The organism is Gaetbulibacter sp. PBL-D1, assembly GCF_050509525.1.
Taxonomy (GTDB): Bacteria; Bacteroidota; Bacteroidia; order Flavobacteriales; family Flavobacteriaceae; genus Gaetbulibacter_B; species Gaetbulibacter_B jejuensis.
Window position 1 is genome coordinate 67,221 of the sequence record NZ_JBNWKB010000015.1, and the last position, 25,394, is coordinate 92,614.

Annotated in this window: 19 protein-coding genes, 2 tRNA genes and 1 pseudogene; 17 read left to right on the forward strand and 5 right to left on the reverse strand. The window is 31.1% G+C overall.

From position 1 onward, the window contains the following. Positions 1 to 17: 17 nt before the first annotated feature. Positions 18 to 1,130, reverse strand: coding sequence for a serine hydrolase domain-containing protein (locus tag ACQ0RB_RS12775; RefSeq protein ID WP_370000207.1), 1,113 nt, complete (start codon positions 1,128 to 1,130; stop codon positions 18 to 20). A gap of 296 nt (positions 1,131 to 1,426) precedes the next feature. On the opposite strand from ACQ0RB_RS12775, the gene ACQ0RB_RS12780 reads away from it, so the two are divergent. From ACQ0RB_RS12780 to ACQ0RB_RS12845, 14 genes are all read left to right on the forward strand, one after another. Next, the gene (locus ACQ0RB_RS12780; RefSeq protein ID WP_343799591.1) at positions 1,427 to 2,191 is read left to right on the forward strand and encodes a LytTR family DNA-binding domain-containing protein; all 765 of its coding nucleotides are present in this window, start codon (positions 1,427 to 1,429) and stop codon (positions 2,189 to 2,191) included. 105 nt (positions 2,192 to 2,296) lie between these two features. Continuing rightward, on the forward strand, positions 2,297 to 3,001 hold the full coding sequence (locus ACQ0RB_RS12785; RefSeq protein ID WP_430498903.1) for an MBL fold metallo-hydrolase: 705 nt from the start codon (positions 2,297 to 2,299) through the stop codon (positions 2,999 to 3,001). Between the two features lie 632 nt (positions 3,002 to 3,633). Further along, positions 3,634 to 4,143 carry a hypothetical protein gene (locus tag ACQ0RB_RS12790; protein WP_343799595.1) on the forward strand — a complete coding sequence of 170 codons (510 nt, stop codon included), beginning with the start codon at positions 3,634 to 3,636 and terminating at the stop codon, positions 4,141 to 4,143. Between the two features lie 121 nt (positions 4,144 to 4,264). After that, positions 4,265 to 4,528, forward strand: a complete 264-nt coding sequence (locus ACQ0RB_RS12795) for a helix-turn-helix transcriptional regulator (protein ID WP_343799597.1) — start codon at positions 4,265 to 4,267, stop codon at positions 4,526 to 4,528. 1 nt (position 4,529) lies between these two features. Continuing rightward, complete coding sequence (locus ACQ0RB_RS12800) at positions 4,530 to 5,798, forward strand: type II toxin-antitoxin system HipA family toxin (protein WP_430498905.1); 1,269 nt, start codon at positions 4,530 to 4,532, stop codon at positions 5,796 to 5,798. A 5-nt stretch (positions 5,799 to 5,803) separates the two neighbouring features. After that, on the forward strand, positions 5,804 to 7,450 hold the full coding sequence (locus ACQ0RB_RS12805) for an N-6 DNA methylase (protein ID WP_430498906.1): 1,647 nt from the start codon (positions 5,804 to 5,806) through the stop codon (positions 7,448 to 7,450). 1 nt (position 7,451) lies between these two features. After that, positions 7,452 to 8,858: a restriction endonuclease subunit S gene (locus tag ACQ0RB_RS12810; RefSeq protein ID WP_430498908.1), complete on the forward strand. Its 1,407-nt coding sequence runs from the start codon at positions 7,452 to 7,454 to the stop codon at positions 8,856 to 8,858. Further along, positions 8,855 to 10,552 (forward strand): restriction system-associated AAA family ATPase, encoded by a 1,698-nt coding sequence (locus ACQ0RB_RS12815; RefSeq protein WP_430498910.1) that lies wholly within the window; start codon positions 8,855 to 8,857, stop codon positions 10,550 to 10,552. Before ACQ0RB_RS12810 ends, ACQ0RB_RS12815 begins: the two co-directional genes overlap by 4 nt. After that, a complete protein-coding gene (locus ACQ0RB_RS12820; RefSeq protein ID WP_430498912.1) occupies positions 10,552 to 11,616 on the forward strand; it encodes a hypothetical protein in 1,065 nt (354 codons plus the stop codon). Before ACQ0RB_RS12815 ends, ACQ0RB_RS12820 begins: the two co-directional genes overlap by 1 nt. Further along, positions 11,609 to 12,403 carry an HNH endonuclease gene (locus ACQ0RB_RS12825; RefSeq protein ID WP_430498913.1) on the forward strand — a complete coding sequence of 265 codons (795 nt, stop codon included), beginning with the start codon at positions 11,609 to 11,611 and terminating at the stop codon, positions 12,401 to 12,403. The genes ACQ0RB_RS12820 and ACQ0RB_RS12825 overlap by 8 nt, the downstream gene beginning before the upstream one ends. A gap of 4 nt (positions 12,404 to 12,407) precedes the next feature. Then, positions 12,408 to 13,694: a hypothetical protein gene (locus ACQ0RB_RS12830; protein ID WP_343799611.1), complete on the forward strand. Its 1,287-nt coding sequence runs from the start codon at positions 12,408 to 12,410 to the stop codon at positions 13,692 to 13,694. A gap of 9 nt (positions 13,695 to 13,703) precedes the next feature. Then, positions 13,704 to 15,305, forward strand: coding sequence for a hypothetical protein (locus tag ACQ0RB_RS12835; protein WP_430498915.1), 1,602 nt, complete (start codon positions 13,704 to 13,706; stop codon positions 15,303 to 15,305). Further along, the gene (locus ACQ0RB_RS12840) at positions 15,289 to 16,956 is read left to right on the forward strand and encodes a hypothetical protein (protein ID WP_343799615.1); all 1,668 of its coding nucleotides are present in this window, start codon (positions 15,289 to 15,291) and stop codon (positions 16,954 to 16,956) included. The genes ACQ0RB_RS12835 and ACQ0RB_RS12840 overlap by 17 nt, the downstream gene beginning before the upstream one ends. Positions 16,957 to 17,682: 726 nt before the next feature. Next, a complete protein-coding gene (locus tag ACQ0RB_RS12845; RefSeq protein ID WP_430498917.1) occupies positions 17,683 to 18,159 on the forward strand; it encodes a hypothetical protein in 477 nt (158 codons plus the stop codon). 86 nt (positions 18,160 to 18,245) lie between these two features. Here ACQ0RB_RS12845 and ACQ0RB_RS12850 read toward each other — a convergent pair whose 3' ends face one another. Next, positions 18,246 to 18,755, reverse strand: a complete 510-nt coding sequence (locus tag ACQ0RB_RS12850; protein WP_430498919.1) for a hypothetical protein — start codon at positions 18,753 to 18,755, stop codon at positions 18,246 to 18,248. Between the two features lie 187 nt (positions 18,756 to 18,942). Here ACQ0RB_RS12850 and ACQ0RB_RS12855 point away from each other — a divergent pair, with 187 nt between their 5' ends. Next, positions 18,943 to 19,866 carry a hypothetical protein gene (locus ACQ0RB_RS12855; protein WP_430498920.1) on the forward strand — a complete coding sequence of 308 codons (924 nt, stop codon included), beginning with the start codon at positions 18,943 to 18,945 and terminating at the stop codon, positions 19,864 to 19,866. A gap of 224 nt (positions 19,867 to 20,090) precedes the next feature. Then, positions 20,091 to 20,864, forward strand: a pseudogene (locus tag ACQ0RB_RS12860) (recombinase family protein); the annotation flags it as partial. 733 nt (positions 20,865 to 21,597) lie between these two features. On the opposite strand, the gene ACQ0RB_RS12865 reads toward ACQ0RB_RS12860, so the two are convergent. The 3 genes from ACQ0RB_RS12865 to mutS form a co-directional block, all read right to left on the reverse strand. Beyond that, a tRNA-Leu gene (locus tag ACQ0RB_RS12865) sits at positions 21,598 to 21,681 on the reverse strand. Between the two features lie 23 nt (positions 21,682 to 21,704). Continuing rightward, positions 21,705 to 21,776 (reverse strand) — tRNA-Gly (locus ACQ0RB_RS12870). Between the two features lie 102 nt (positions 21,777 to 21,878). Then, on the reverse strand, positions 21,879 to 24,491 hold the full coding sequence (gene mutS / locus ACQ0RB_RS12875) for a DNA mismatch repair protein MutS (protein ID WP_430498922.1): 2,613 nt from the start codon (positions 24,489 to 24,491) through the stop codon (positions 21,879 to 21,881). 299 nt (positions 24,492 to 24,790) lie between these two features. Between mutS and ACQ0RB_RS12880 the strand changes: the two genes are divergently transcribed. Continuing rightward, positions 24,791 to 25,327, forward strand: coding sequence for an RNA methyltransferase (locus ACQ0RB_RS12880; RefSeq protein ID WP_430498924.1), 537 nt, complete (start codon positions 24,791 to 24,793; stop codon positions 25,325 to 25,327). Positions 25,328 to 25,394: the final 67 nt, after the last annotated feature.

Here is a 25,394-nt window from a genome sequence, read left to right on the forward strand (position 1 = left end):
TTTTTATTAAAATTAATTTAAAACTGTGGTCCCAAAACTTTCGATAAGTTTGTTAAGAAAGGAATCATCTTATCACTATTAGTAAATACCACCAATCCATAACTCTTTTCAGGTATAAACATCGCATAAGCTTGAAAGTCGTGGTTATTACCTGTATGCATATGCATTGTATAATCCTTTGTTATTTTTTGAGTAAATCCTAATCCCCAGCCAGTTTGACCTATCTCTTGTTTTAATGGATTATCATCCTTAAAATGCGTATGCTCTTTTAACATTTCATTAAACGTTTTTTCTTGAAGTCCTTCTTTCTTTAGCATAGCAATAATAAATTTTGCATACTCATTTGCTTCACTATGAAGACTTGCGTAAGAGAAAAAAGTAGTTCCATCTCCCGACCCAGCTCGTGGACTATCGTCTATAGGCCTTCCTTCTTTATCATGTCCAAATACCTTATGTTTTGCTACATAATCATCCCAAACAAAAGTTGAATGTTGCATTTTTAAAGGTACTGTCACTTCATTTTGAAATAATTCATTTAAGTCTGCTTTATAACCAACTCCATTTTGCATCCCAATAATGGCTGCCAAATATTGATAGGCTTCTCCAGAATACATAAAATCTGTTCCTGGCTTAAATGCTAATTTTATAGGTTGGCCATTAGAATGGTTTGGAAAACCTGTTTGATGCGCCAAAACCATTCGAGCGGTTATCATTTTTGCATCTTCTTGAGATTCAGGAACAATACCTGGGTGTGGAAGGTATTCATAAAGCGGTTTGTCTAAATCCAATTTCCCCTTCTCAACCATTTTCATTACAAAATAAGCAAAAATTGGTTTTGATAAGGATGCTGCTTCAAAAATGCTATGGTCATCTACTTCTATTTTGGTTTCCATATTACTCACTCCCATTGCATCATGATAAACAACTTTGTTATCATTGATTACAGCTATGGAAATTGCAGGGATATTTTCGGATTCCATTATTTTCTTGATTTCAGAGGTAAGTTTGGCATCTTTGATAGTTTTACCATCTACAGTTGTTATTGTTTCCTTTTGCGCACAGGCAAATAATGTTGTTAAACAACAGACTATTGTAAGTGCTAAATAAATTGGTGTGTTTTTAAAAGTCATCTTATTCTTAATTTATATGATTATAATTTTGTTCGATGTGAATTCACAATTATAGGACAAGATGACTTAAAAAAAGGTTGCAGAAATAATCCAAATTGATTGTATCAATCCATTATTGAAAAAAATTATAGGCTTATTAAATGATTTTGAGTAATCAAAATAATATAAGTTAACCAGTTTTTATAGTTTTGTTTCCAACAATTTAGCGTTTAAATTACCAAAAGCATTAACTCATAAAAACACATTCAGAAAATATTTTGAATTTCTTTAATAATCAGGTCCATTTTGTGTCATCCTTGAGGATTAAACTTGTTATTAGTATAATCATTGGAGTTTTTTTATCGTTTGTGATTATTTTTCTTGAACCTTTTAACACGAATGAATATAAATCTAGTTTTAGAACACTATTACTCATTGGATTTGGTTTTTTATTGTCTTTAGTTTATGTAATTCAAAGTGTTTTTGAAAACATCTGGTATCGTAGATTCAATAAAGTTTGGAAAGTCTATCATGAAATAGTTTCTATATTAGTTTTTTTTGTTGTTTCGGGAAGTGTTATATTTCTGTATAACACTAAAGTTATCAATGGTTTAGATTATTCCATCGAAGCTCATTGGTGGTATTACAAAAATATTGTCTTTGTTTTTATTCCCATTCTTACACCACCATTATTTTACTTACGAAACAAATTAGGGGAACGTATTTTGCCTATAGATAAAAGTATAGTTATCGTAACAGGAGAAAACAAAAAAGATTTTCTAAAACTTGAAAAAAAGAAATTACTCTACATTAAAGCAGTTCAAAACTATATTGAGATATGTTTTTTAGAAAATGACACAAAAGTATCTACAAAAATGTTCAGACAGACGCTTTCTAACGCACACAAACAACTACCCTATTTAGAAAAATGTCATAGGTCTTATCTTTTGAATATAGGTAATATTAAAAAAATAAAAGGTAATTCTCAAAATGCAAAAGTATCTTTTAATAATGTTGAGCAAATGATACCACTTTCAAAAACATATTATAATAAAATAAAAAGTAAATTATTCATTGAGTAAAAGCACAACCTATTCATTAATCAAAATAAGGCTCATTTCGTCACTTTTACTTGAATAGCATACGGTTTGTTATTTTATTTGAAAATCAAATTTAAAACATCTGTTATGTACGACTATCAAAAAACAAAAACCAAATTACTAACTATATCTTTAATTTTTATATCATTCTTTGGGTTTAGTCAATCAAAGGAAATTAACATCGAATTCATTGGTAACTGTGGATTGTATATGACTGATGGATTAACTAATATCTATACTGATTTCCCATATAAATCTGGAGCACATAATTATATGGAGTTCGACGAATCTGAATTGGATAGTGTAAAAGAAAATTCTATATTTATTTTTACTCATAAACACTCTGACCACTACTCAAAAAAGAACTTAAAAAAGATAATTAAAGAAAAAGGAGGAGAACAATTTGGAGTTTCTAACATTTCAGATTTAGAAAAATTGAATAATACAATAAATGATTTTGAGATTAAAGCATTTAAAACTGAACACAAAGTATTTGGAGTTTCATTTAAACACTATTCATTTTTAATATCTTGGCACGGTAAAAGGATATACTTATCTGGAGACACAACTAATCCTGAAACAATGGGGAAAGTTAAAAATATTGATTGGGCTTTTGTCCCTTATTGGATTTTAAACAACGCAAAAGAACAGGGAATCTCAATTGATGCAAAAATGTATTTTATTTATCATTTGTTCCCCGAGCAAATTCCAAGTGCGAAAGCACAATTGAAAGAGGTTGAGAACATGCATCCGTTAACAGATCAAGGAGAAATACTCACTCTAAAATATTAAACTAAAAAAAATTGAGTTGGGATTAAATCTTTGAAAAACCAAATAAACAACTTTCTAGAACCATCGTGGTTTTATTGTTGAAACCAAGATACGTCCAAGTTTGGATTCAGAAAAAATCATAAATTGGATATTTTTATTTATATCATGAGAAATTTTTTAAAAATAATATTTTTTGTTTTTGGATTTGCTTTTATTTTTATCGCATATTCAAGTATTATGTTTTCCATCTCAAAGCTCTTATCTGATTCTAATACTGTATTTTACACATTACTGATTCCCAACTTCTTTATAACTATGTTCACTATTATGAAAATGGATGAAACCCGTCATGAAAAGAAATCTATTATAATTATTCTATCTATTATATTCCTGATATTAAATGTCAGATTTTTCTTGTTTAATTTTCATTATATTTTTTAACTGCTTTTAATAATATTTGTTATAAAAGCAAAAAACAAGAACCTGTGTTACTGTCAACTCCAAAGCGAAAGAACTCGAAAAGCTATATAGAGCAGCCGAGTTTATTCCAGAATGCGCCAACTATTCAATTTAACTGCTTTTGATAAAGATAGTGTAGATAAACGAAGTTAATTTAATTAATTTTAACGGTATCAATCATTTTATAAAGCGTTATGAAAGAGTTTGCTTATTCAGTTTATTTAAGCGAAATAGTTTTTCAAGTAAAAATTGCTCAACAAGCGGCAAGCCGTTTACCTGTCGATCCTGGGAATTTTGACCACATTGAAGTTTGGTGTTCAATTCAATCTATTCTTGGGGCAACTGCAAATGTTTCTAAAATACTTTGGCCCAGTTTAAAAAAAAGCCAAGGAAGAGGTGAAGAGTTAAGAAAACTGCTGGGTGTTGATGAAAACAGTGTTATTGCTGATAGAGGTATACGAAATCATTTTGAACATTATGACGAACGCATAGAACGTTTGTTTCAAGGCAAATCAAGTGTTAGTTTTATTGATCTAGCTTTCAACCCTTTTAAACCACAAAAGTGGGAAACGCCAAAATATTATCAAAGGGCGTATAATCAAGTTGATAGAATAGTGACATTTCAAAACGAAACTCTTGATTTAAAAGAAGTTCTTATAGCTCTTGAAAGCATTAAAACAAAATGCAGTGCTTATGTCCTATAAAGTTTATTGCTTTTGAAAAAGAAAGTGTTGAAATGAGAGTGTAACTTCAAATAATTAAATAACCATTATATTGGTTTTTTTAAACTAAAAACACTATATTTGACTGTTTTAATGGTTTTTTATGTTAGATATAGTTACAATAAAAGATGTAAAAGTAAAGTTAGGAGAAATTTGCAAACAACAACGTAAAATTCACGAATTATCACGTGAAGATTTAGCTGATGCATTGGATGTTTCTAGAACAACTATTCAAAATTTTGAAAACGGTAATAATGCAACATTAGATACCGTATTGAAAATTACGAATCATTTTGACCTGTTAGAACCCCTTTATAAATCATTAAAGGATTTAGAAGATACTAATAATTTAAATTCATTGTATTAGTATGTCTAAAAATAATATAATAGAAGTCATAATATTTGGTCAAGAGATAGGAAAACTGGGCTATGATATAGACAAAAGAGCGTCCTATTTTCAATACAACCCAGACTTTTTAGAATCGAACCAATACACGAATATATTTCCCTATATATTTAAGCGAATAAAACCAATACAGGTATTTAAAAAGTTTGAAGGAGAAACATTTAGGGGCTTACCACCAATGATTGCCGATTCTTTACCTGATATGTTTGGTAACATTATCTTTAAGGAATGGTTTGAGACCAAAAATAAAGAATTCAAAAAAATAACCCCACTTGAGCAATTAACCTATGTGTCCAATCGTGGTATGGGTGCTATAGAATACCATCCAACGGCTGAAATACCAAAATCATCAACAATTAATATTGATGAAATTGTTGAAGTATTGAATAAAGTGTTGGATTTAAAAAATGAAACGGCAGCAGAAGAATTGAACGATGCAGCACTGTTAAATATATTCAAAATAGGTACCTCTGCAGGAGGCGCACGTCCTAAAATTTTAATCTCTGAACATAAAAAGACAGGCAAAATTATTCCTGGAGATATTGAATATAGTGAAGACTATAGCCATTATTTGGTCAAATTAAGTATGAATGAAGAATGGGGCTATAACAAAGAAAAGGTGGAATACGCCTACTATCTCATGGCTCAAGAGGCAGGAATCCAAATGATGCCTTCAAAATTAATTGAAAACAAACACTTTGCAACCCTGCGTTATGATAGGCAAAATGGTGAAAAACAACATGTGCTAACGGCAACTGGTTTAACAGGTTGGGATTTCAAAAAACCAGACAATGCTAGTTATGAAAACGTATTCAAATTAGCTTTAGATATTAAAGTACCCTACAAGGATATTCAAGAATTGTTTAAGCGGATGGTCTTTAATCTCGTTTTTGCAAACATAGATGACCACTTAAAGAATCACAGCTTTATATACAATAAGGAAACCGATGCTTGGGGTTTGGCACCAGCCTATGATTTGACATACCCATTAAATATTAATTTCAATTACAATAATATTTCTAGAGCGCTGTCTATAAATGATAAAAGAGCAGATATATCTTTAGAAGATATAATGACAATTGCAGAGACCTATGCAATTAAAAATCCTAAAGGAATTATCAAAGAAGTGCAAAATGTAATAGATAGTTGGGATGCTATTACCAAAGATTTGGAGATTCCAGAAAAGGTAAGAAATGAAATTAAAAAAGAATTTACAAAACTAACAGATTAATTAAAATGTTAACAACAGACATAAAAAGTAAAATACAATTGCTATGGGATAGACTTTGGGGCGGTGGTCTTTCAAACCCTATAACAGCTATTGAAAACATTTCCTATTTAATTTTCATGAAAAGGTTAGAAAAATTTCATGAGGAAGTAGATGATAAGTACAAATGGAGTAAATACAATAATCTAAAAGGAAGCGAACTCAAACAAAGATTTGATGATGTCTTTTTGTTTATTCAAAATGATTTATCAAAAGAAGACGAGGATCCATTTGCTGAAGAAATGAAAAAAGCAAAATTTGGTATTTCTACCCCTTCATTGTTGGAGGATTCTGTTTCAATTATCGATGATATATTCAAATTAGTTGAGGAAGAGGAGCGTAAACATCAAAATTTTCAGGATTTATTAGGTGATGTCTATGAATATCTATTAAGGGCCACTAATGAAGCAGGTAAAAATGGACAATTTAGAACGCCAAGGCATATTATTCAAATGATGGCAGAATTGGTGGCGCCAACAATCGATGATCCAGATACAAAAATTTGTGATGTTACTAGTGGTAGTTCAGGTTTTTTAGTAGGTAGCTTTCAGTATATATTAAAAGAAAATTCTAAAAAGGTAGAATTAGATGAAGACAATCAGTTGCCAAAAGGGTTAGATGGAGAAAAATTATCAGAAGAAGATAAACAACGTTTAAAAGAACATACTTTTTTCGGGTTTGACATAGATGCTACTATGGTACGAATAGGAATGATGAATATGATGATGCATGGTATTGAAAAACCACATATCATCCATTTGAATACGTTGTCAAATCAATATGAAGATTATTTTGAACATCAGTATTTGAATCAAATTACTATTGATAATTTGGTTGATGGTAAAATTAAAGCCAGTATTAAAATGACCAAATCCCCAAGTAAGAAACCAACTAATTGGGGTAAGGAAGAATATAATTATATATTAGCTAACCCACCTTTTGCCGCTAAAGTAAACAGTAAGGTTATTAGCAAAAACCTTAATAGGATTTATGATATAAAATCCGACACAAAGACCCCCCAGTCACTTAAAACCGAGTTGTTATTTTTAGAGCGGATCATCTATATGCTCAAAAAAGGCGGTCGTGCTGCTGTGGTTGTTCCAGAAGGAGTGCTATTTAGTTCGAGTAAAGCCTATAAAAAGGCAAGAGAAATACTTTTAAAAGATTGTGATTTGGAAGCTGTAATTTCCATGCCCAGTGGTGTGTTTATACCATATACTGGAGTGAAAACTTCAATTTTACTTTTTACTAAAAAGCAATTCAATAGTAAAACATTCCATACCAAAAAAGTATGGTTTTACGGGATGGAATCTGATGGATATACTTTGGATAGCAGTAGAAAGAAAATCAAGGAAGACTATCCTTTACCTTCGCTTATTGAGAATTACAAAACAAGGAATAAAAGAAATAATCCCCAAAAAGATAGAAAGCAAAATCATTTTTATGTTCCTCTAAAGGAAATTGAGGATAATGCTTTAGAGCTCAATTTTAATTTTTATAAGGAGTTTGTTTTTGAAGATAAAAGTTATGAGCCACCAGAAAAATTAATAAAAAAAATAACTGAACTTGAAAATAAAATACAAGAATCATTAAGAATTTTTGAAAAGGAATTTTAGTATGGAATTTATTTCAAAAAAAATTGAAGATATAGTTGTTTCGATAAAAACAGGGAAAACACCAAATACTAAAGAACCATTGTATTTTGAGGGTGATATTCCTTTTGTTACCCCTGTAGATTTGAAAGGTCAAATGTTTATTACTGATTCTTTACGAAAAGTTTCCGATTTAGCAATCATAGAAAATCAATCTTTCTTACATGAAGAAAAGAGTATTTTAATATCAACTATTGGGGAGATAGCTAAAACTGGAATGGTCAGGTCACCATTAGCTTCCAATCAGCAAATCACAGGTGTATTAGTTAATGAAGAAATTATAGATCCTCATTTTTTCTATTATTGGGTGAAAAACAATAAAGATCTATTGAGTTATAAAGCTAACAAAGCTGTAATTCCTATTTTGAACAATAAAGTCTTAAAGAATATAACAATTAATTTTCCTTCAAGTCTTGAATTCCAACGTAAAGTCGTTGAGCAACTTAATATGATTCAAAGTTTGATAGATAGAAGGATAAATACAATCAAAATTTTAGATGAGTTAATTGAATCAATTTATTACAAAGAATTCGGTGATGTGGTTAACAATCAAAAAGAATTCTCAAAAAAGAAACTTGGAAAATTAACAAAGAAGCATAGGCCAATTACTAGAGGTATAGAGAATCCTGGTTTAAATGTGAATGAAGGAGTGGAAATAATAAAAACTAGTGATTTATACAATGGGAAAATAAAAACAGAAAATTTGACTAAAACCAGTAATCAAATATCTACACAATTTTCTAGAAGCATTTGTACAGAGGGTGATTTACTACTGACTATTAGAGCCACTGTTGGAGAATGCGCAAAAGTCACTAAAAAACATGAAGGAGCAAATATTACTAGGGGGATAGCTTTAATCTCACCAGATGATAAAATTGTATTATCGGATTATTTATTGCATGCATTTTTGTCTAATGGATTTAAGTTTGTTTTGGACCAAAAAGTAAAAGGAGTTACTTTCAAGCAAATTAATTTAATTGATTTAAAAGAGATTTATATACCAATTCCAGATATTAATCTTCAATTAAAATTTGTCAGAAAGAAAAAAGATATAGATAGAGTTAAATATGATCTTCAAGAATCTTTAAAGCTTTTTACCGCTCTTTTTCAGTCTATACTACAAAATGCTTTCAAAAAAGACGCAGTTATTGACGAAGAACCTATATTCAAAGAATTAATTAAAAATTTCACACTAGAAGATTTAAAAGAGAATAAAAAAAGACTTCAGCTTCTAATTAATTTATTTGATTCAAAAGAATTTGATGATTTAGATGATTATTCGGATGCAAAAGAAAAATTATTCCAATTAATAGAAGAAGACCAAATTATTCAAGAGCTTACTAATAACAATTTAAAATTAAAGGTTAAATGAAGTTAGTAAGACTTACCATATTAGAGCAATTCCGAAGCTTAAAAAAAATTAAAGCTGAAAAGGATTTTGAAGATTTCACAGTTCTTTTTAGAGAAGATGAGCCTAATGAAAACTGGACACAATTTCATCCCTATTGCTTTGCTGGTTTAAATGGTAGTGGTAAATCTAATGTGTTAGAAGCTTTGGCTAATATTTTCTATCATTTAGAATGTAGTACCCTAGACCCAAATACTTCGGAATATTTAAATGAGGATTTTGATCTAAAAAAATCAGACCCAATAGCTTATGAGTTGGAATATTATATCATTCCTAAAGAGAGTGAAAAAAAGTCTATTGAAGATTATGTAAATGTAATTATAAGAAAAGAAAAGTTAGAGGCACCACAAATTAAAATTACTGCTCAAGACCAAACTTCAGAATCTGTTTTTATAGACATTTCAAATTCTATTAGAAGTTATTTACCTGAATTAGTTATTGGGTATTCTTCAGGAGAAAATGAGATTTTAAGTTTGCCATTTGTTAAATCAAGGTTATTACAGTTAGATGAGTACTATTATCATCTTAAAAACCGTGACAAACTAAAGCTTACATACAATCTTAATGAAAAACCAGAGAGTAGCCTGGTGTATATGGATTATCATATGAGTCAGGCAATACTTTTGGCAAACTTTTTAATTCAGGATGATGAAACTTTAGAACCAATTAAAGAACAACTAGAAATTGATAAACTTCATAGTTTTAGATTGGTAATAAATAACCATAAACTTTATCATAAAGACGATGATCCAGAGCTTGGACACCTCTTGCCTTTGGCAGAAGAAATTTTAGTAAAACTACGCAGTTGTGCTACATCAGTATTTAAAAATTCTAATGATGAATTTGAAATATTTGATTTCTATTTTGATCAAAATTCCAAAACAAAAAATAGTACATTAAAAAAGGCTTTCAAAACCCATTTTACTTCGCCAATAGAGCTTTTTAAAGCATTTCAGATACTAAACTTGTTAAACTTAAGAGTGGTTAGTAAGTCACTTAAAAAAGAGATTTACAATTCCGATAGTTTATATGCAATGTATAAAGTGCCATCTTTTGAAGAGTCAGAACATGTATTTCATTTTAATTTATTTAAAATAAAAAAGAAGAACTCATCTGATAAGATGCTACTAAAAGCATTTTCAGATGGAGAGCATCAGTTTCTACATACAATGGGTATCTGTTTAATACTAAAAGATAAAAATACCCTGATGCTTCTAGATGAACCAGAAACACATTTCAACCCAGAGTGGCGTTCAGAGTTTATAAGTTTACTAAAGGATAGTTTAAGTAAAAGTGGAACTAATCATTTAATGAGAGATATCCTAATCACTTCACATTCACCCTTCATTATTTCAGACTGTTTCCCAGATAAAGTATTAGTTTTTGAAAAAGGAAAACAACCAAAAAGTGCTTTTAAAATGAATTTTAGAACTTTTGGAACTTCAGTAGACTTAATCATGGATAATATTTTTAATAGAGGCAATACTATTGGAGATTTTTCGTCAAGGATTATTTTAGAAATTGAAGAAGAAATAAAAAACAAAAAGTCGTTAAAAGAAGAAGAAGTAAGAGCATATAAAAATAGAACAAATGATTTAGGTGATTCAATAGAGAAAATTCTACTGTTTACTAAACTGAATGAACTTAAAAAGAAATAATGCTATATAGTTATCAGAAAATAGAACATAAAATTTTTAAAGCTCATGATTTAATTAGAAATCTGGTTGTAGAAGTTATATGTAAGGCAGATAATGAAGACTGTTATACAAAGTTAAAAGCATATCCTATTTTAGTAAAGTTATATGATAATAATCGTTCAGATTGGTTTAAAAATTCCATTGAAACTATTTATAGAGAGAGTAAAAAATTAAATAAAAATGAAAGGGCAAAATTAATTGAGGTTTTTGATAACAATAACAATATTGAATATCTGTGTTTAAATCCAACAAAGAGGTTGCCTATATCTTCTATTAAAGACGAAGTATCAGGAATATTAGTAGACTTTTTTAAAGAATTGTATTCTAAATTTCTTTCTTGGAAAGATGTATTCTCTGAATTTGGTACAAAAAAGGAATATTATGACGATTTAATATGGGGTAATGAGTTTAGTTTTTGCCCAGGCTGTGGTTATGGTATTATTAAAAATGTTTATGATAAAGGACATTCAGCATATGATCATTACTTACCCTTAAAATATTATCCATTTTCTGCGGTTAACTTCAACAATTTATTTCCATTATGTAATGATTGTAATTCTGATTCTAAAGGGGAAACAGATATCTTAAAAAAAGGAAAGAAAATATTTTATCCGTTTAATAAAAGCCATCCAAGAATAGATTTTAATGTTAAAGTAGAGCCTAAAACTTTATTCAAATACATAAATAAAAAAGAGCGTATAGAAAAAAAAGAGTTGAAAATTGATATTATCTGTGATTCCAAATTTAATGAAGAAATAGAATCATGGGACTACATATTTGAAATACGCAAAAGATATTTTGGACAGGTAGCCCAAAATGGCAAAAGCTGGTTGGGTGATGTTTTGGAGAAACAACGCAAAACAAAAAAAACAATTCAAAAATCTTTTGATACAATCATTGATGATGATTCAAATAAGCATTTAGGGTTTCTTAAGTCCCCTTTCTTATCAGAGCTTAAAAATTATGACTCTTTGATAGAGGCTATAAATGAATCCAGAAACTCTTCAAAAATTCGTAATGAGTAAAGAAGTAAACCAACATCAACGAGCAGCAAAAGCATGGGAGATATTAATAAAAGTTGCAGAAAAGAAAGACTTTGTTAGATATAAGGAGCTCGGTGATAAAATTGGCATACACCACAGAACTGTTAGATTTGTCCTTGCGGTTATTCAAGATTATTGTTTGGAGAATAACTTACCACCGCTTACAATTCTTATAGGTGATGAGAATGGAATGCCAGGTAAAGGTTTTACAGCTTGGGATAGAGACAATATTGATCAGGGAAAGGAGGAAGTCTATAATTACAATTGGTTATCACTACAAAACCCCTTTAGGTTTGCATTGAAAGGAGAAAGAGAAGCGGATTTAATTACTACACTTCTTGAAAAACCAGAAAAATCTAAAGAGGTCTATCAAAAAGTAAAAGCACGAGGAATGGCTCAAATCATATTCCGAAAGGCGCTACTAAAGGCATATAAAAGTAGATGTGCAATTTGTGGTTTGAGTTATGACATCGTTCTACAAGCTGCACACATAATACCTTGGTCTAAATGTAATCTTGGACAAAAAATGGATGTGTGTAATGGCTTGCTTTTATGTGCAAATCATCATTGTTTATTTGACAAAGGACACATTAAAATAGACAGTGATTATAATTTAATTATTAATCCAAAACTCAAGCAAATAACAAATCTAGATAAAAATTCAACTAGGAATTTTAATAATCAAAAAATAAGATTGCCTAAAAATAATCTTTGGTGGCCAAATTCAAAATATTTGGCAAGTCATCGAGAAACTAAACCTACATCATAATAGAATGTCTAAAATCAAGAAAAAATTTTATCATCATTTTTGGCATAACCCATCTTGCCAAAATTTATTTCTACTATCAAAAGAAGAACTGCTGGAGACAAAAACTTTTGGTACAGGTAAGAATACATTTACCTTTTCTACGAATAGAATTATTATTTCTAATGTCCAAGAAGGTAACGATGATGTAATGGAAACAGTAAAGTCAAGAAGTGAAATATATAATATTGATTTAGACAGTTCAATAGGCGAAAAAATTGAATATTTCAAACCAATTTTAGAGCAGTTTTTTGATAGTCGTTTCAAAAAATCTTTAGATAAATTGTCAAATGATGTAGAAAAAAAAGGATGGAAGCTTTTTATGAAAGTGGTCAAAATTCTAATTAATGAAGACTCGCGTGAGTCTAATATTATTAAACTATTACAACAATACGGCTTTATCGGTAAGCATATAAATAGTTTCAAGGAAGCAGAATCCAGTTTTGAAAAAATGTTAATTCCCTCAAAAGGTAATGAGTTAATCAATGAAAAAACAATAAGTACGTTTTTTGAAGGCATAAAATTTATCAAAGAATACTATGTAAACAGCTCATATAAAAATTTATATAATACAAATCAAATACTTGTAAATACATTAAATAGCGAAGATAATTTTACTTCAAGGGTTGAGCTATTTGGCAAATTGTATGACGCCAAAATATTAGAACCTAGTGCTGATGATGCTTTTATGGAATGTACGCATTGCGATCCATTAACTTATAGAGGCGTTTTTCAGTTACGTTTAAATCCCAAAAAATTAAAGAGCCTCAAGTGTCCAGTTTGTGCAAAAGAACTAACCTATTTTGTTCCTTATGAATTACATGAAGATATTTATAGCATAGTTAGAGAAAAAGACGGTCTGTTATTAAATGCCTTATGCAATAAATTAGATACTCATAAAATTAAATATCAATTGAATCCAACATTCTTAAAAAACATAGAAATCGATTGCTTATTTAAAACAGAAGAGTCAATATTTATTGTTGAAGCTAAAATGTATAAAATCAATACGTCAAAGGCTAAATTAAAAAGTAAAATACGGAAGCATTTTGGAAAGTTAGTCAAAGACATTACCCGATTAATTGAACTCGAACAGTTTAAAAATCAACCGATAAAACCAATACTTTTACTAAACATTCCAGACAAAGAGTTATTGACAGAAGTTAATCATGAGCTGAAAACAAAGAATCGTGATGCTATTTCACGACAAGTAAATATCATAAATTTAAGTTTATTAAAGTTTAAAGAAGAATAAGAGTTCGATATGAGTATAAGTGATAAATCGTTTTTAGAACGCTTAAATGAGAACCCGGATTACTTTGAATTTTGGCAAGACTTCCATGAATTTTGTAAGGATATAAAAATTAATGATAAAGAATACTTTGTCAATTCACTACCAATTATCTTCAAAAAGATTAAAAATGATGGGGCTGGATATGCAATATATCAGGGTTTAAGAAAACTTGCAGTAGAAAAACCATCAGAAGCTATTCAAATTATTGAGCTTATAGAAGAAAAAAATAATAATGAATGCCTAAACTTCATTTCTTCTTTGTTAGGTGGGCTATCCCAGAGTAAATCTAAATATACCTATAAAGATAAAATCCTCACACTTATTAAAAGCGAGGAAGAAGCTAAAATAAATAGCGGAGTTAATGCAGCATATCAAGTGGTTATTAGCAATAAGCAAGAAGAATTAAAATTCATAAATGAAGTTAGTCAGAATATTATTCAGACCATTGAAAAAGGAAATATAGAGGATTTGGGTATTATAACTAGATTTTATAATAAACATTTAAACAGTATAAATGATGCAAAAAAAATGGTTGTTCAGTTACTGAATACCAAAAAAGTAGAGGTGCAAAGCGAGGTAGCTAGATCAATCAATGCTGAATTTAATTTTGATGAAGACCCAATACATTTTAAAACTTGTTTAAAATTATTAACACATACTGATTCAAAATACATAGGTATTTACAACACAATCAACTTTAGATTGAAAGATACTATAAAAGAACAGCCAGAGTTAGTTACTGAATTTGTTAATCTATGGATTTTAAATAATAAACGGAACCTTAAAGGAATAACTGTTTTAAAAGAGATAATTGAGGAATTGTATGCATCAGACCCTCATACCATTGAAAGTCTTTTTTTAGAATGGTTAAATTCGGATAAAAGTATTTACAAAGATGCTTTACAGTTTGTTATTAGCGATTTAAGTAATCATATAAATGCTGTTGGGCTTCCAAAAGATAAATTAGAAAAGTTTACCGAGACGGATGCCCTTTATGTTGTCTTTATGATTGTAGGGAACATATTAGACCGTAAATACGCTTCAGAAATGCTCTATAATATTTTAGAGGTACATTTTAATAATGAGCGTATTAGAAATCATATAGCAACACTTTACGCTAAATATTTAATAATTAACTATTATTCTGTTACTGATATTTTAAAAGAAAAAAGAAAAATAGCTAACCCAATAATAACTTCAATAATAGATCAAATAATTGAAGTGTCGGAACAATATTATAAACAAGTAACCGAATTGGAAGTGGTAAATGAATTTGAGCCTTCCGACAAGAGAATGACTTATTTTTTAAAGCAGCAAAATAAGCAAATGCAAGAACTTATGGATGCAACAGAAAATAAGAGAAACTCATTTTTAGATTTTGCAACCAAGATTAGTTTGAAGGCAGGCAAATCATTCTTTTCAAAATACAACGGTCAGTATACTGAAGAGAGAGAAATGCAAAACTTTAGAAGTAGTGTTGAGGTAGCAAGATTACAATATATTGATGAAATAGGTCAAATAAAATCAAGAATAATGTGGCAAAATATGAAGAGAAATGAACTTCCTAACTAGTGAGTATATAGCACTTCTTAAAGAAGATGGTGAACTTGATGCTTTACTTATTGATGTTTTAATTAGTAAAGGGGTAACACCCATTTCTAAACCTCAAAAAGGGAGACAATATGGTGTCGATATAGCTGCGATAGGTAAAGATGTAGATGGAAAGGAAAAATTATTTTTAATCACAGTAAAGCAAGGAAATATTACCAGACAAATTTGGGATACTGGACCTACAAGTGTACGTCAATCTTTAAATGATATAAGAGAAACTTATATTAATATATCACTCACGAGAAGTCAAAAAAAACTTCCCAAGAAAATAGTAGTAGCAACAAATGGTGAGTTAGAACAAACTGTGCAGACAAGCTGGGGGCAATATACTGAAACTTACAAGGCCAAAAAATTAGAGTACCTATTTTGGGGTATTGATGACATTTCTAAAATGGTTTCTGAAAATTTGTTGTCAGAAAGACTTTTTAATGCCGAAATGCGATTGTTATTAAAAAAGACATTAGCATTTTTAGAACTTAAGGACTATGATTTAAACCACTTTGTCAAACTAGTAGACCTAATACTAGACAAACCAATTAAAACAAAAAAACCTCTTTTAAAACGATTAAAGTTATTACAAATTTGTTTAAATATTGTATTTAAATGGGCTGAAGATAGTGGTTACATTAAATCAGCTATATATGCAGCTGATAAAACCATATTAAAATCATTTGATTGGTTAAATACCCAAAATCATTTTGAAAAGAAATATATTCAGATAGAGTTTTATAATATTCATGTATTAAGACGGAAAATTGGAATAGCTTACTTTAATAAAGTAAATGACCATTATTATGTAGAACATAGCATACAACGTTACTCAAAAAATCAAATTGAGTATGGACTAACGCTGTGGCAAGAAATAGGTGTTTTAGGAAGTATTGGTTTAACAGAAATAAAACACTATCTATACCATTTTAATCTTGAGGACAAAAGTTTAGCAAAAATATATGAAGATTCAGTTATAACTATAGCTCAAGCACTTATTTCCTTTATAAAAGCTAATCCACCTTCTCATTATCCTTTATATGATGAACATTTAATAGATATTGAACCAGCAATGAGATTTCTTTATTTATCTGGCTTCAAAGAAGATTGTAAAAAATGGTTACGAATGATAATTGTAGGCATTCACGACGCTAAAATTCTTAAAGACTTTTTTCCTCTATTTAATACTAATTATGAAAACATGGTTGAGTATTATTTAGGCACAAAAAAGCAAAGAGAACAATCATCAATGCTGCTAGCATTTTTAGCAGATTGGTCAGTGATACTAAACTCTAAAGAAGCTTATAATGATTTACATAATATTTTAGAGTTATTTGATAATAAACTTAATCTTCAAATTTGGTTTCCAAAAAAAGAAACTGAAGATATTTATTCAGATAAGGGTTACAGTTTAAAATCGGGAAAGGTGAAGCATTCCATAATGCTTTACGAATCAATTGATGACTATAAAAAAGAGATTCAAGAAGAGTTAGAGCTCTTTTCAGCAGAAAAAGATTTTATTGTTGTTAAGTCTGGTTTCGATTTTATTTTATCAATATCTAGTTTACACCATAGAGATTTACCATTCCCTTTTCTTTGGAGAAGACTTATTAAAACAGAATAGAATTCCCCACAAACCAAAACCCAGTTTATTACTATCGCAACAATCCTCTGTCTTTTGGTTTGTTCCGCTCCCCAACGCTCATGTAGTTTTTGGCTGCTAACCCGCACACAGCACATTGCTTGTTTTGTTTAGAGGAACTATTTGTAAAAATAGGTACAACAAAAAAGCAAAGAGCAGTTTCCAACCCTCACACCAAAAACTACCCCAAGTCATGTTATGTACGGGTAAGTATAAAAGCAGCCGCAAATTAACACCATACAACACCAAAGCTGTGGTTATAACGCCTTATGTAAAATACTTGTTAGCCTTTATGCTCAAATTAGGACTGAAACTATAATAGTCGGTATTAATGAACACTTCTAAAATAAAAAGAATGATGCGAACTAAATACCAGAAATACAAAGGGATACTTTGATGATGCAATATGGGTTAAAGTCAAATACCTATTCGAGAATTTTTCTCAAGATTCTTGAAAAGGATATGACTTTATTGGCTTTAGCAAACAACCAAAATTTAAGCGAAACATTTAATTTGGGAAAAGGAAATGTGTTAAATTCAAAATTTGCAATAGCATTTTTAACTTGAACTAGATCTCATATACTCTAGAAAAAATTGTTGATGAAATAGGTATAATAATTACTATTCTCCCTAAACCGTATAAGTTGTTCCTCCGGTTCCGATTCAGACGGTTGTCAAACCATTTTCTGCACTAATGGTGGTACTTTTGTGGATTGCGAATGCCAATGTCCTGATGGTTATTCAGGAAACGATTGCTCTACTCAAGTAACGCCCTGCAAAGTAATCATTAACAAAGCTATTGTAAAGGTATTTCCAAACACTGATAATGGTGATAATTGGGATGTTGGCATACCCAATGCTGAAGATGCCTTGCCTGATGTTTATATCACTGTACAAAATTCTGATCTTAACTTAATTTTTGATAGCCCTAGCTTTTATGAGAATGCATTATCTGGAAGTGGAACATTCTATGAATTCAGTTTTAACCCCAATCTTGAAATCACAGACTATGATGATCCCTATTTAATCAGTATTTGGGATTATGATCCCTCCGATACTGATGACTTTATGACTAGTTATGGTTTCTTTGCTTATACATCAAACAATAACTTCCCTAATGTAATTACTGTTGTTAGTCAATCCGATGAAATATTGATTGATTTAGAAGTAACCTATCAGTGGTAATATTCTATAAAGCACTTAGAGAAGAATTACAATCTTATCTAGGTGTTTTATGTCTTTAGAATTCATTTCCAGTATTCTGTTCTTCATCATTTTTTAAAGAGTACAGGTGCAACAATCAGTACCAATCCCGAAAGTACAATAGAGCCTATAGATCCCATAAGTAGATTTGTATCAGCATTTTTCTTTTCAATAGGCTGATTTGATTTGATTGCTTCATTCAACCTATGCATCTCCATGTTAACCGTTTTAAGCTCTTCCCTTAAATCGAATATTGTTTTGTTCAATTTAAACTGTTCCTCAACAAATTTTCGATTGGCTCGTTGTTCCATATCTATTCTGTTATTTGCATTCTCCAGTTCCAAGGTCAGTTTCCTGTTCTCCCTGTTTACTTTTTCAAGCTCCTTTTGAAGTGCCTGTTCTCTTGGAAATGCTTTTCCAATAAAATCGTAGTAAGGCATATAGGCATGCACTACGCTTGCTACAAATTCAGATCTTGTTACATTTTTTTCGTTTGCTAATTGCTGCAGCTTGATTTTATCTTCCTGCGTGGTCTTAAAACTTAGGGTTCTATCTCTTGCTCCTACAATGTTTTCCATAATTTAATAGTTTTTTGTTAAGGTATACCTCTTGTACACAGCTAGTAAACCTAGTGTAAACTTTAGGTATACTTATTAATATTGCTTGTAATAATAATCAAATATAGTTCATTTGTGTCGTTTTTTTCAAATGTTTTTAGATTCATTTGTATCAAATTTGTATATTTGAAATATCAAAACATAAAAAATGACAGAACAGGAACTTGTACACATCGGTAATTTAATCTATAGTGAGATTGAGATTAACCCAAGTAAAATTGGTGTGTCAAGTAGACAAATAAACTATTGGATCAGTAAAGGGCTTATTCCTTTTGCTTCTTCAGCAGCAAACAATCAAAAAGACAAAAAAACAAACAAAGGCAAATGGGTGCGGTTAAATGCTTCTCAAGCTGTATGGGCTTGTCTTATTCAAGAGCTTTTTAAATTGAATGTATCCAAGAAAAGGGTACAGGACATCGCTGAAGATATTTGGCAAAAATCAAGGAAGGAAAAATATGCAGATGAAGTTTTTAAAAGACATATTGAAAAGAATCCCCTTAAGTTGTCAAAGCAAAGCATTGAACAATTGGAACGTATTTTACAGGATGAGATGCTTATGGAATATTACTACCGTACCATCATCAATCCGTTTACCGATTTAATTAAATCCGCATTCACAAGAAAGGACCTACCCTACTCCTTTATTTATGTTCCCGATACGGGTGAACATGGGTTTAGATACAATGGAAATGATCTTTTAATGGACCTAAATAGTCTTTATCTGCAGCATACCGTAATTTCAATTCCCTTTTTACCCATACTTTCCAGAATCATCAACACTGAATTTAGCGACAGAAAGAAAAAAGACCTCAACTATTTAAATGAAATTGAAAAGCAGATTCGGGATATTGTGGTCTTTAAAAAACCGAAGGTAGTAGAGATTGCTTTTGAAGAAGACAGCATTAAAACCATTGTAGTAACGGAAGAGCATAAGAGCAGGGAAAAACTTGCTGAATATATCCTTCTAAACAAAATGAAGAAGGGTTCAAAGCTACTTATTGACATCCGATCAAACGACAACTATAAGATTACATTGATTAAAAAAGAAGAATCACATAATACTTTGAAATAATTATGAAACGAAACGTAGAACACAATCAGTCCCTGAAAATACAGCCTGGTTTTATCACTTACAGAGATGGACCAGAAATCAAAATTGTTCGAAGAAGCAAAACAACTATTAAACGATAATGAAACAGAACCGTATTCTGATTCTGAAATCAACGAAATCATTTCTATTTTAGAACTCTACTCCGATATCATATACCTTAACCTGACACAAAATTCCAAACACAAATGAAAAACGCCATTCTATACACTAGAGTCTCTACAGATGAGCAAGCCGACAAAGGGTTTTCACTAAGAGACCAGGAACAGAAACTGTTGAATTACTGTAGCTCCAACGATATAAATGTCATAGCGATTTTCCGTGATGACCATTCCGCTAAGTCCTTCAACCGACCTGAGTTTAAAAAACTGTTTGGGTTTATTAAAAAAAACAGATCAAAAGTAGACCTGCTATTATTTACCAAGTGGGATCGGTTTTCCAGAAACACCAAAGAATCCTACAACAAGATTAAAGACTTTTATGATCTTGGTGTTATTGTCAATGCTATAGAACAACCTTTGGACCTTTCGGTTCCTGAACAGGGGTTGATGCTAGCGGTCTACCTATCCATTCCAGAGGTAGAAAACCACAGACGTTCATTGAATGTGATATCAGGTATGAGGCGAGCGTTTAAGGAAGGTAGGTATGTTGTCTCTCCACCCAAGGGGTATGATATGAGAAGGGATGGACTGAACAAACCTATTTTGGTTCCTAATAAGGAGGCCAAATTCATAAAACAAACCTTTGAACTCCTTGGCAAGGGAATATATTCCCAGCAGGAAGTATTGAACAGGCTCAAAAAAAGTGGTTTTAAAACCAGTAAGGCCGCTTTTGGTCGGATCGTTAGAAATCCTATCTACAAAGGATATATCACACTGAAAGCCTTTCAGGATGAACCTGAACAGCTGATCAAGGCCATCCACGAACCTTTAGTATCTGAGCGTTTGTTTGATAAGGTACAGGATATCATTAACGGCAAATCCAAGCAGTATAGGGTCTCGCACAAAAAATTAAATGACAAGTTTCCCCTTAAAGGGTTTGTGCTCTGCCCAAACTGTTTGAAACCACTAAAAGCAAGCACTTCAAAAGGCAGGTCAAAATACTATTCCTATTACCATTGTTACAAACCTTGTGGCACACGTTATAAAGCTGAAGATGTTGACAAGTGGTTCAATTCGTTTTTAAGTGGTATTTCCCTGAACAAAAACGCACAGAAACTATTGACAAAACTGATCGAACAGCGTATTAAAGCGCAAACGAAAAATGAAAGGTTAAGCCCAAAACACTATACAGAGGTTGAGTCTCTTGAACAAAAATTGATTCGCTTACAGGATTTATACCTAGATGGAGAATTTAGCTCCACTGAATATCAAAATGTCAAAAATCGTATCCAATCCAGACTCAATGAGCTTAAAGATATTCAACTGGCTTTTCAAAAATCCAAAGAAGTAATGGATATCTATAAAAACGGACTTAAAAAACTCGAATCCTTTAACAAACAATTCACCCTTAGTAACTTAGACCAAAAACGACAGCTCATAGGTTCGATTTTCCCTGAAAAGTTCCGATTTGATGACAACAAAGTTCGAACCGAGGATATCAATCCGATCCTTCTTAAGATTGCCAGTGTTAATGAGGGTTTGAAAAGGAATAAAAAAAGGGACAAATCAAAAAAATCTGATTTGTCCCTGGAAGTACTGAAGGCGGGACTTGAACCCGCACGACCTAATGGTCATTGGATTTTAAGTCCAACGTGTCTACCAATTCCACCACTTCAGCATGGTATTTTTTTCAAGGTTTAGAGCGAAAGACGGGATTTGAACCCGCGACCCTCACCTTGGCAAGGTGATGCTCTACCCCTGAGCTACTTTCGCAATATAGCAATTATTTAAAAGAACGTTTGTTATAATTGCGAGGGCAAATTTAAAACTTTTCTCAGAAACTCAAAGCCTTTTTGCAAAAAAAAAGAAACTTTTTTATGCGCGCTTCTTTTTCAACAACATACGTTTTATCTCATTTAGTTTCATAAGCGCCTCAACAGGTGTTAAGGTATCAATATCAGTATTGACAATTTCTTCTTTAATCTGCTCTAAAAGAGGGTCATCTAAATTAAAAAAGCTTAACTGCATTTCGTTATCCAACGATTTCACCTTATCAGTTAACTCTTCACTAGAATGCGATTTTTCTAGTTGCTTTAATATTTTATTTGCTCTATGAATGACTTGCTGAGGCATTCCTGCCATTTTTGCAACGTGTATTCCAAAACTATGTTCACTACCTCCTTCAACTAGTTTTCGTAAAAACAATACATTATCTTTCAACTCTTTTACCGAAACATTAAAATTCTTAATGCGTTCAAAAGTTTCGGTCATTTCATTAAGTTCGTGATAGTGGGTTGCAAATAATGTTTTTGCTTTACTAGGATGTTCATGCAAATACTCACTTATTGCCCATGCAATTGAAATACCATCGTAAGTACTGGTTCCTCTACCTATTTCATCTAATAATACCAAACTACGTTCAGAAATATTATTTAAGATAGAAGCCGTCTCGTTCATTTCTACCATAAAAGTAGATTCTCCCATAGAGATATTATCACTTGCTCCTACTCGTGTAAATATTTTATCAACCAATCCTATGTTTGCTGATTCAGCTGGCACAAAACTTCCTATTTGAGCAAGTAAAACAATTAAAGCTGTTTGCCTTAATATGGCTGATTTACCTGACATGTTTGGCCCTGTAATCATAATGATTTGTTGAGCTTCTCTATCTAAAAACACATCATTAGCAATATAAGGCTCTCCATGAGGCAACTGTTTTTCAATAACAGGATGCCTACCATTTTTTATATCTAAAGCAAAAGTATCATCTATTTGAGGCTGAACGTAATTGTTTTCTGATGCTAACTGTGCAAAACCAGACAAACAATCTAACTGAGCAATTAAAGCTGCGTTTTTTTGAACCGGTTGAATAAACAATCCTATCCAACTTACTAATTCGGCAAACAATTGTTGCTCTATCACTAAAATACGTTCTTCAGCACCTAATATTTTAGCTTCATATTCTTTAAGCTCTTCTGTAATGTAGCGTTCTGCATTTACTAGAGTTTGTTTACGTATCCAGTCTTGAGGAACTTTGTCTTTATGCGTATTTCTAACCTCAATATAATAACCAAATACATTGTTTGATGCTATTTTTAAAGAGGTAATTCCTGTGCGTTCACTTTCGCGCTCAAGCATGTTATCTAAGTATTCTTTCCCAGATGTAGATAAATCTCTAAGTTCTTTTAATTCTGAAGAAAAATCTGAAGAAATCGTATTTCCTTTTAAAATATTTACAGGAGCATCTTCATTAAGCGTTGACTTTATACGTTGCCTCGGCTCTTCACAGGCCTCCAATTGATTTCCTATATGTTGCAATGCCTTATTTTCAGCTTGCATTGTTACTGCTTTTATAGGCACAATGGCTTCAAGTGCATTTTTAAGTTGCACCACTTCTCTAGGTGAAATTTTAGTGGTTGCTACTTTAGATATCAATCGCTCTACATCGCCTATTTGTTTTATATACGACTGTATTTTGGCAAGTATAACAGGTTCTTTTAAAAAATAGTTTACTACTTCATGTCGTTGCCTTATTTTATCAATATTCACCAATGGCAACGCTAACCAACGTTTTAACAAACGTCCTCCCATTGGAGAAATAGTTTTATCTATAACATCTACCAAAGTTACTGCCTGAGCATTGGTTGACTGATAAAGTTCTAGATTTTTTATGGTAAATCGATCCATCCAAACATGTTCGTTTTGCGTTATGCGCTGAATGGATGTTATATGCTGTAATTTATGATGCTGAGTTTCTCCTAAATAATGAAGTACAGCTCCTGAAGCAACAATACCTTCAAACAAATCTTGTACCCCAAAACCTTTTAATGATTTGGTTTCAAAATGCTTTAACAATGTTTCATTGGCATAATCGTCTTGAAAGACCCAATCTTCTAAATAAAACGTATGAAAATTGTCACCAAAAACTGTTTTAAACTCTTGACGTTTTGGCTTAGCGACCAACACTTCGCTAGGTTTAAAATTTTGAAGTAGTTTATCTACATACTCTGTATTGCCTTGAGAAATTAAAAACTCACCTGTTGACACATCTAAAAACGATACACCAATACTATTTCGACCAAAACATACAGCAGCCAAAAAATTATTGGTCTTGGAGTGTAAAATATCATCGTTTAGAGCTACTCCAGGAGTTACAAGTTCAGTAACACCACGTTTTACAATAGTTTTGGTTTGTTTTGGATCTTCCAGCTGGTCGCAAATAGCAACACGCTCTCCAGCCTTAACCAGTTTTGGCAAATAAGTATTCATGGAGTGATGCGGAAAACCAGCTAATTCTATTTCGCTTTCACTACCTGCACCTCGTTTGGTTAAGATAATGTCTAGAATTTTTGCAGCCTTAACAGCGTCTTCTCCAAAAGTTTCATAAAAATCACCAACTCTAAACAACAGCAACGCATCAGGATATTTTGCCTTTATAGCGTTGTATTGTTTCATCAAAGGCGTTTCTTTTTTAGCTTTTTTTGCCAATGGTAAAATGGTTTTTAAATGTTATTTTTGTTCGTATAATTCTCGATACATTTTGAATTACATTCAAAACACTCGAATTGACGTTCTTTTAATTTTATGTCAGTTTGAGTGATTTTCAAAACATTGAAAATTGTATCGAAAACACCTAAAATTAAAGGATTGCTAATGTACTTATATTTTAAGGGTTTTTAAAACCTTGTAACTATAAGTTATTTACAATTATAGCGAGATTTTAACAAGGTTAAGTGTAAATAAATAGAAGGTTTTTTGCTTACGCGAAAACAAAACATAAATTTTTGATGCGAAAACTAAAAAATAGCGAACTAGACAGACTAAGTGTAGACGAATTTAAAGACAGTAAAAAAACACCTATCATTATTGTGTTAGATAACATACGAAGTTTAAACAATATTGGCTCGGTATTTAGAACTAGTGACGCGTTTTTAATTGAAAAAATATATCTCTGCGGTATTACAGCAACTCCACCACATAAAGACATCCATAAAACCGCTTTAGGGAGTACAGATACTGTACAATGGGAGTATGTTAAGGACACGCTTTCACTTATAGAAAAACTGCAATCTGAAGGTGTAAAAGTTTGTGCTATTGAACAAGCTGAACATGCCACTATGCTTAACACCTTTCAACCAGAAACAAATACTACTTATGCTTTGGTTTTTGGCAACGAAGTAAAAGGTGTTGCTCAAAATGTGGTTAGCAAAAGTGATATTGTTATTGAAATTCCTCAATATGGCACCAAACACTCTTTAAACATTTCGGTGAGTTGTGGTGTTGTGGTTTGGGATGTGTTTTCTAAGTTAAAAGAGAAAAGTTAATCATGCTTATTACATAAAAACTTATCTTTAGTTAAAGATTTTATTTACTTTAGCATTGCTTTTTAAA

Excerpts from the sequence above, each read along its gene's own strand:
- ACQ0RB_RS12830 (WP_343799611.1), top strand. The coding sequence starts at position 12,408 with ATGTCTAAAATCAAGAAAAAATTTTATCATCATTTTTGGCATAACCCA.
- ACQ0RB_RS12825 (WP_430498913.1), top strand. The coding sequence starts at position 11,609 with ATGAGTAAAGAAGTAAACCAACATCAACGAGCAGCAAAAGCATGGGAG.
- ACQ0RB_RS12785 (WP_430498903.1), top strand. The coding sequence starts at position 2,297 with ATGTACGACTATCAAAAAACAAAAACCAAATTACTAACTATATCTTTA.
- ACQ0RB_RS12880 (WP_430498924.1), top strand. The coding sequence starts at position 24,791 with ATGCGAAAACTAAAAAATAGCGAACTAGACAGACTAAGTGTAGACGAA.
- ACQ0RB_RS12800 (WP_430498905.1), top strand. The coding sequence starts at position 4,530 with ATGTCTAAAAATAATATAATAGAAGTCATAATATTTGGTCAAGAGATA.
- ACQ0RB_RS12805 (WP_430498906.1), top strand. The coding sequence starts at position 5,804 with ATGTTAACAACAGACATAAAAAGTAAAATACAATTGCTATGGGATAGA.
- ACQ0RB_RS12790 (WP_343799595.1), top strand. The coding sequence starts at position 3,634 with ATGAAAGAGTTTGCTTATTCAGTTTATTTAAGCGAAATAGTTTTTCAA.
- ACQ0RB_RS12815 (WP_430498910.1), top strand. The coding sequence starts at position 8,855 with ATGAAGTTAGTAAGACTTACCATATTAGAGCAATTCCGAAGCTTAAAA.
- ACQ0RB_RS12810 (WP_430498908.1), top strand. The coding sequence starts at position 7,452 with ATGGAATTTATTTCAAAAAAAATTGAAGATATAGTTGTTTCGATAAAA.
- ACQ0RB_RS12835 (WP_430498915.1), top strand. The coding sequence starts at position 13,704 with ATGAGTATAAGTGATAAATCGTTTTTAGAACGCTTAAATGAGAACCCG.
- ACQ0RB_RS12795 (WP_343799597.1), top strand. The coding sequence starts at position 4,265 with ATGTTAGATATAGTTACAATAAAAGATGTAAAAGTAAAGTTAGGAGAA.
- ACQ0RB_RS12775 (WP_370000207.1), bottom strand. The coding sequence starts at position 1,130 with ATGACTTTTAAAAACACACCAATTTATTTAGCACTTACAATAGTCTGT.
- ACQ0RB_RS12840 (WP_343799615.1), top strand. The coding sequence starts at position 15,289 with ATGAACTTCCTAACTAGTGAGTATATAGCACTTCTTAAAGAAGATGGT.
- ACQ0RB_RS12855 (WP_430498920.1), top strand. The coding sequence starts at position 18,943 with ATGACAGAACAGGAACTTGTACACATCGGTAATTTAATCTATAGTGAG.
- ACQ0RB_RS12820 (WP_430498912.1), top strand. The coding sequence starts at position 10,552 with ATGCTATATAGTTATCAGAAAATAGAACATAAAATTTTTAAAGCTCAT.
- ACQ0RB_RS12850 (WP_430498919.1), bottom strand. The coding sequence starts at position 18,755 with ATGGAAAACATTGTAGGAGCAAGAGATAGAACCCTAAGTTTTAAGACC.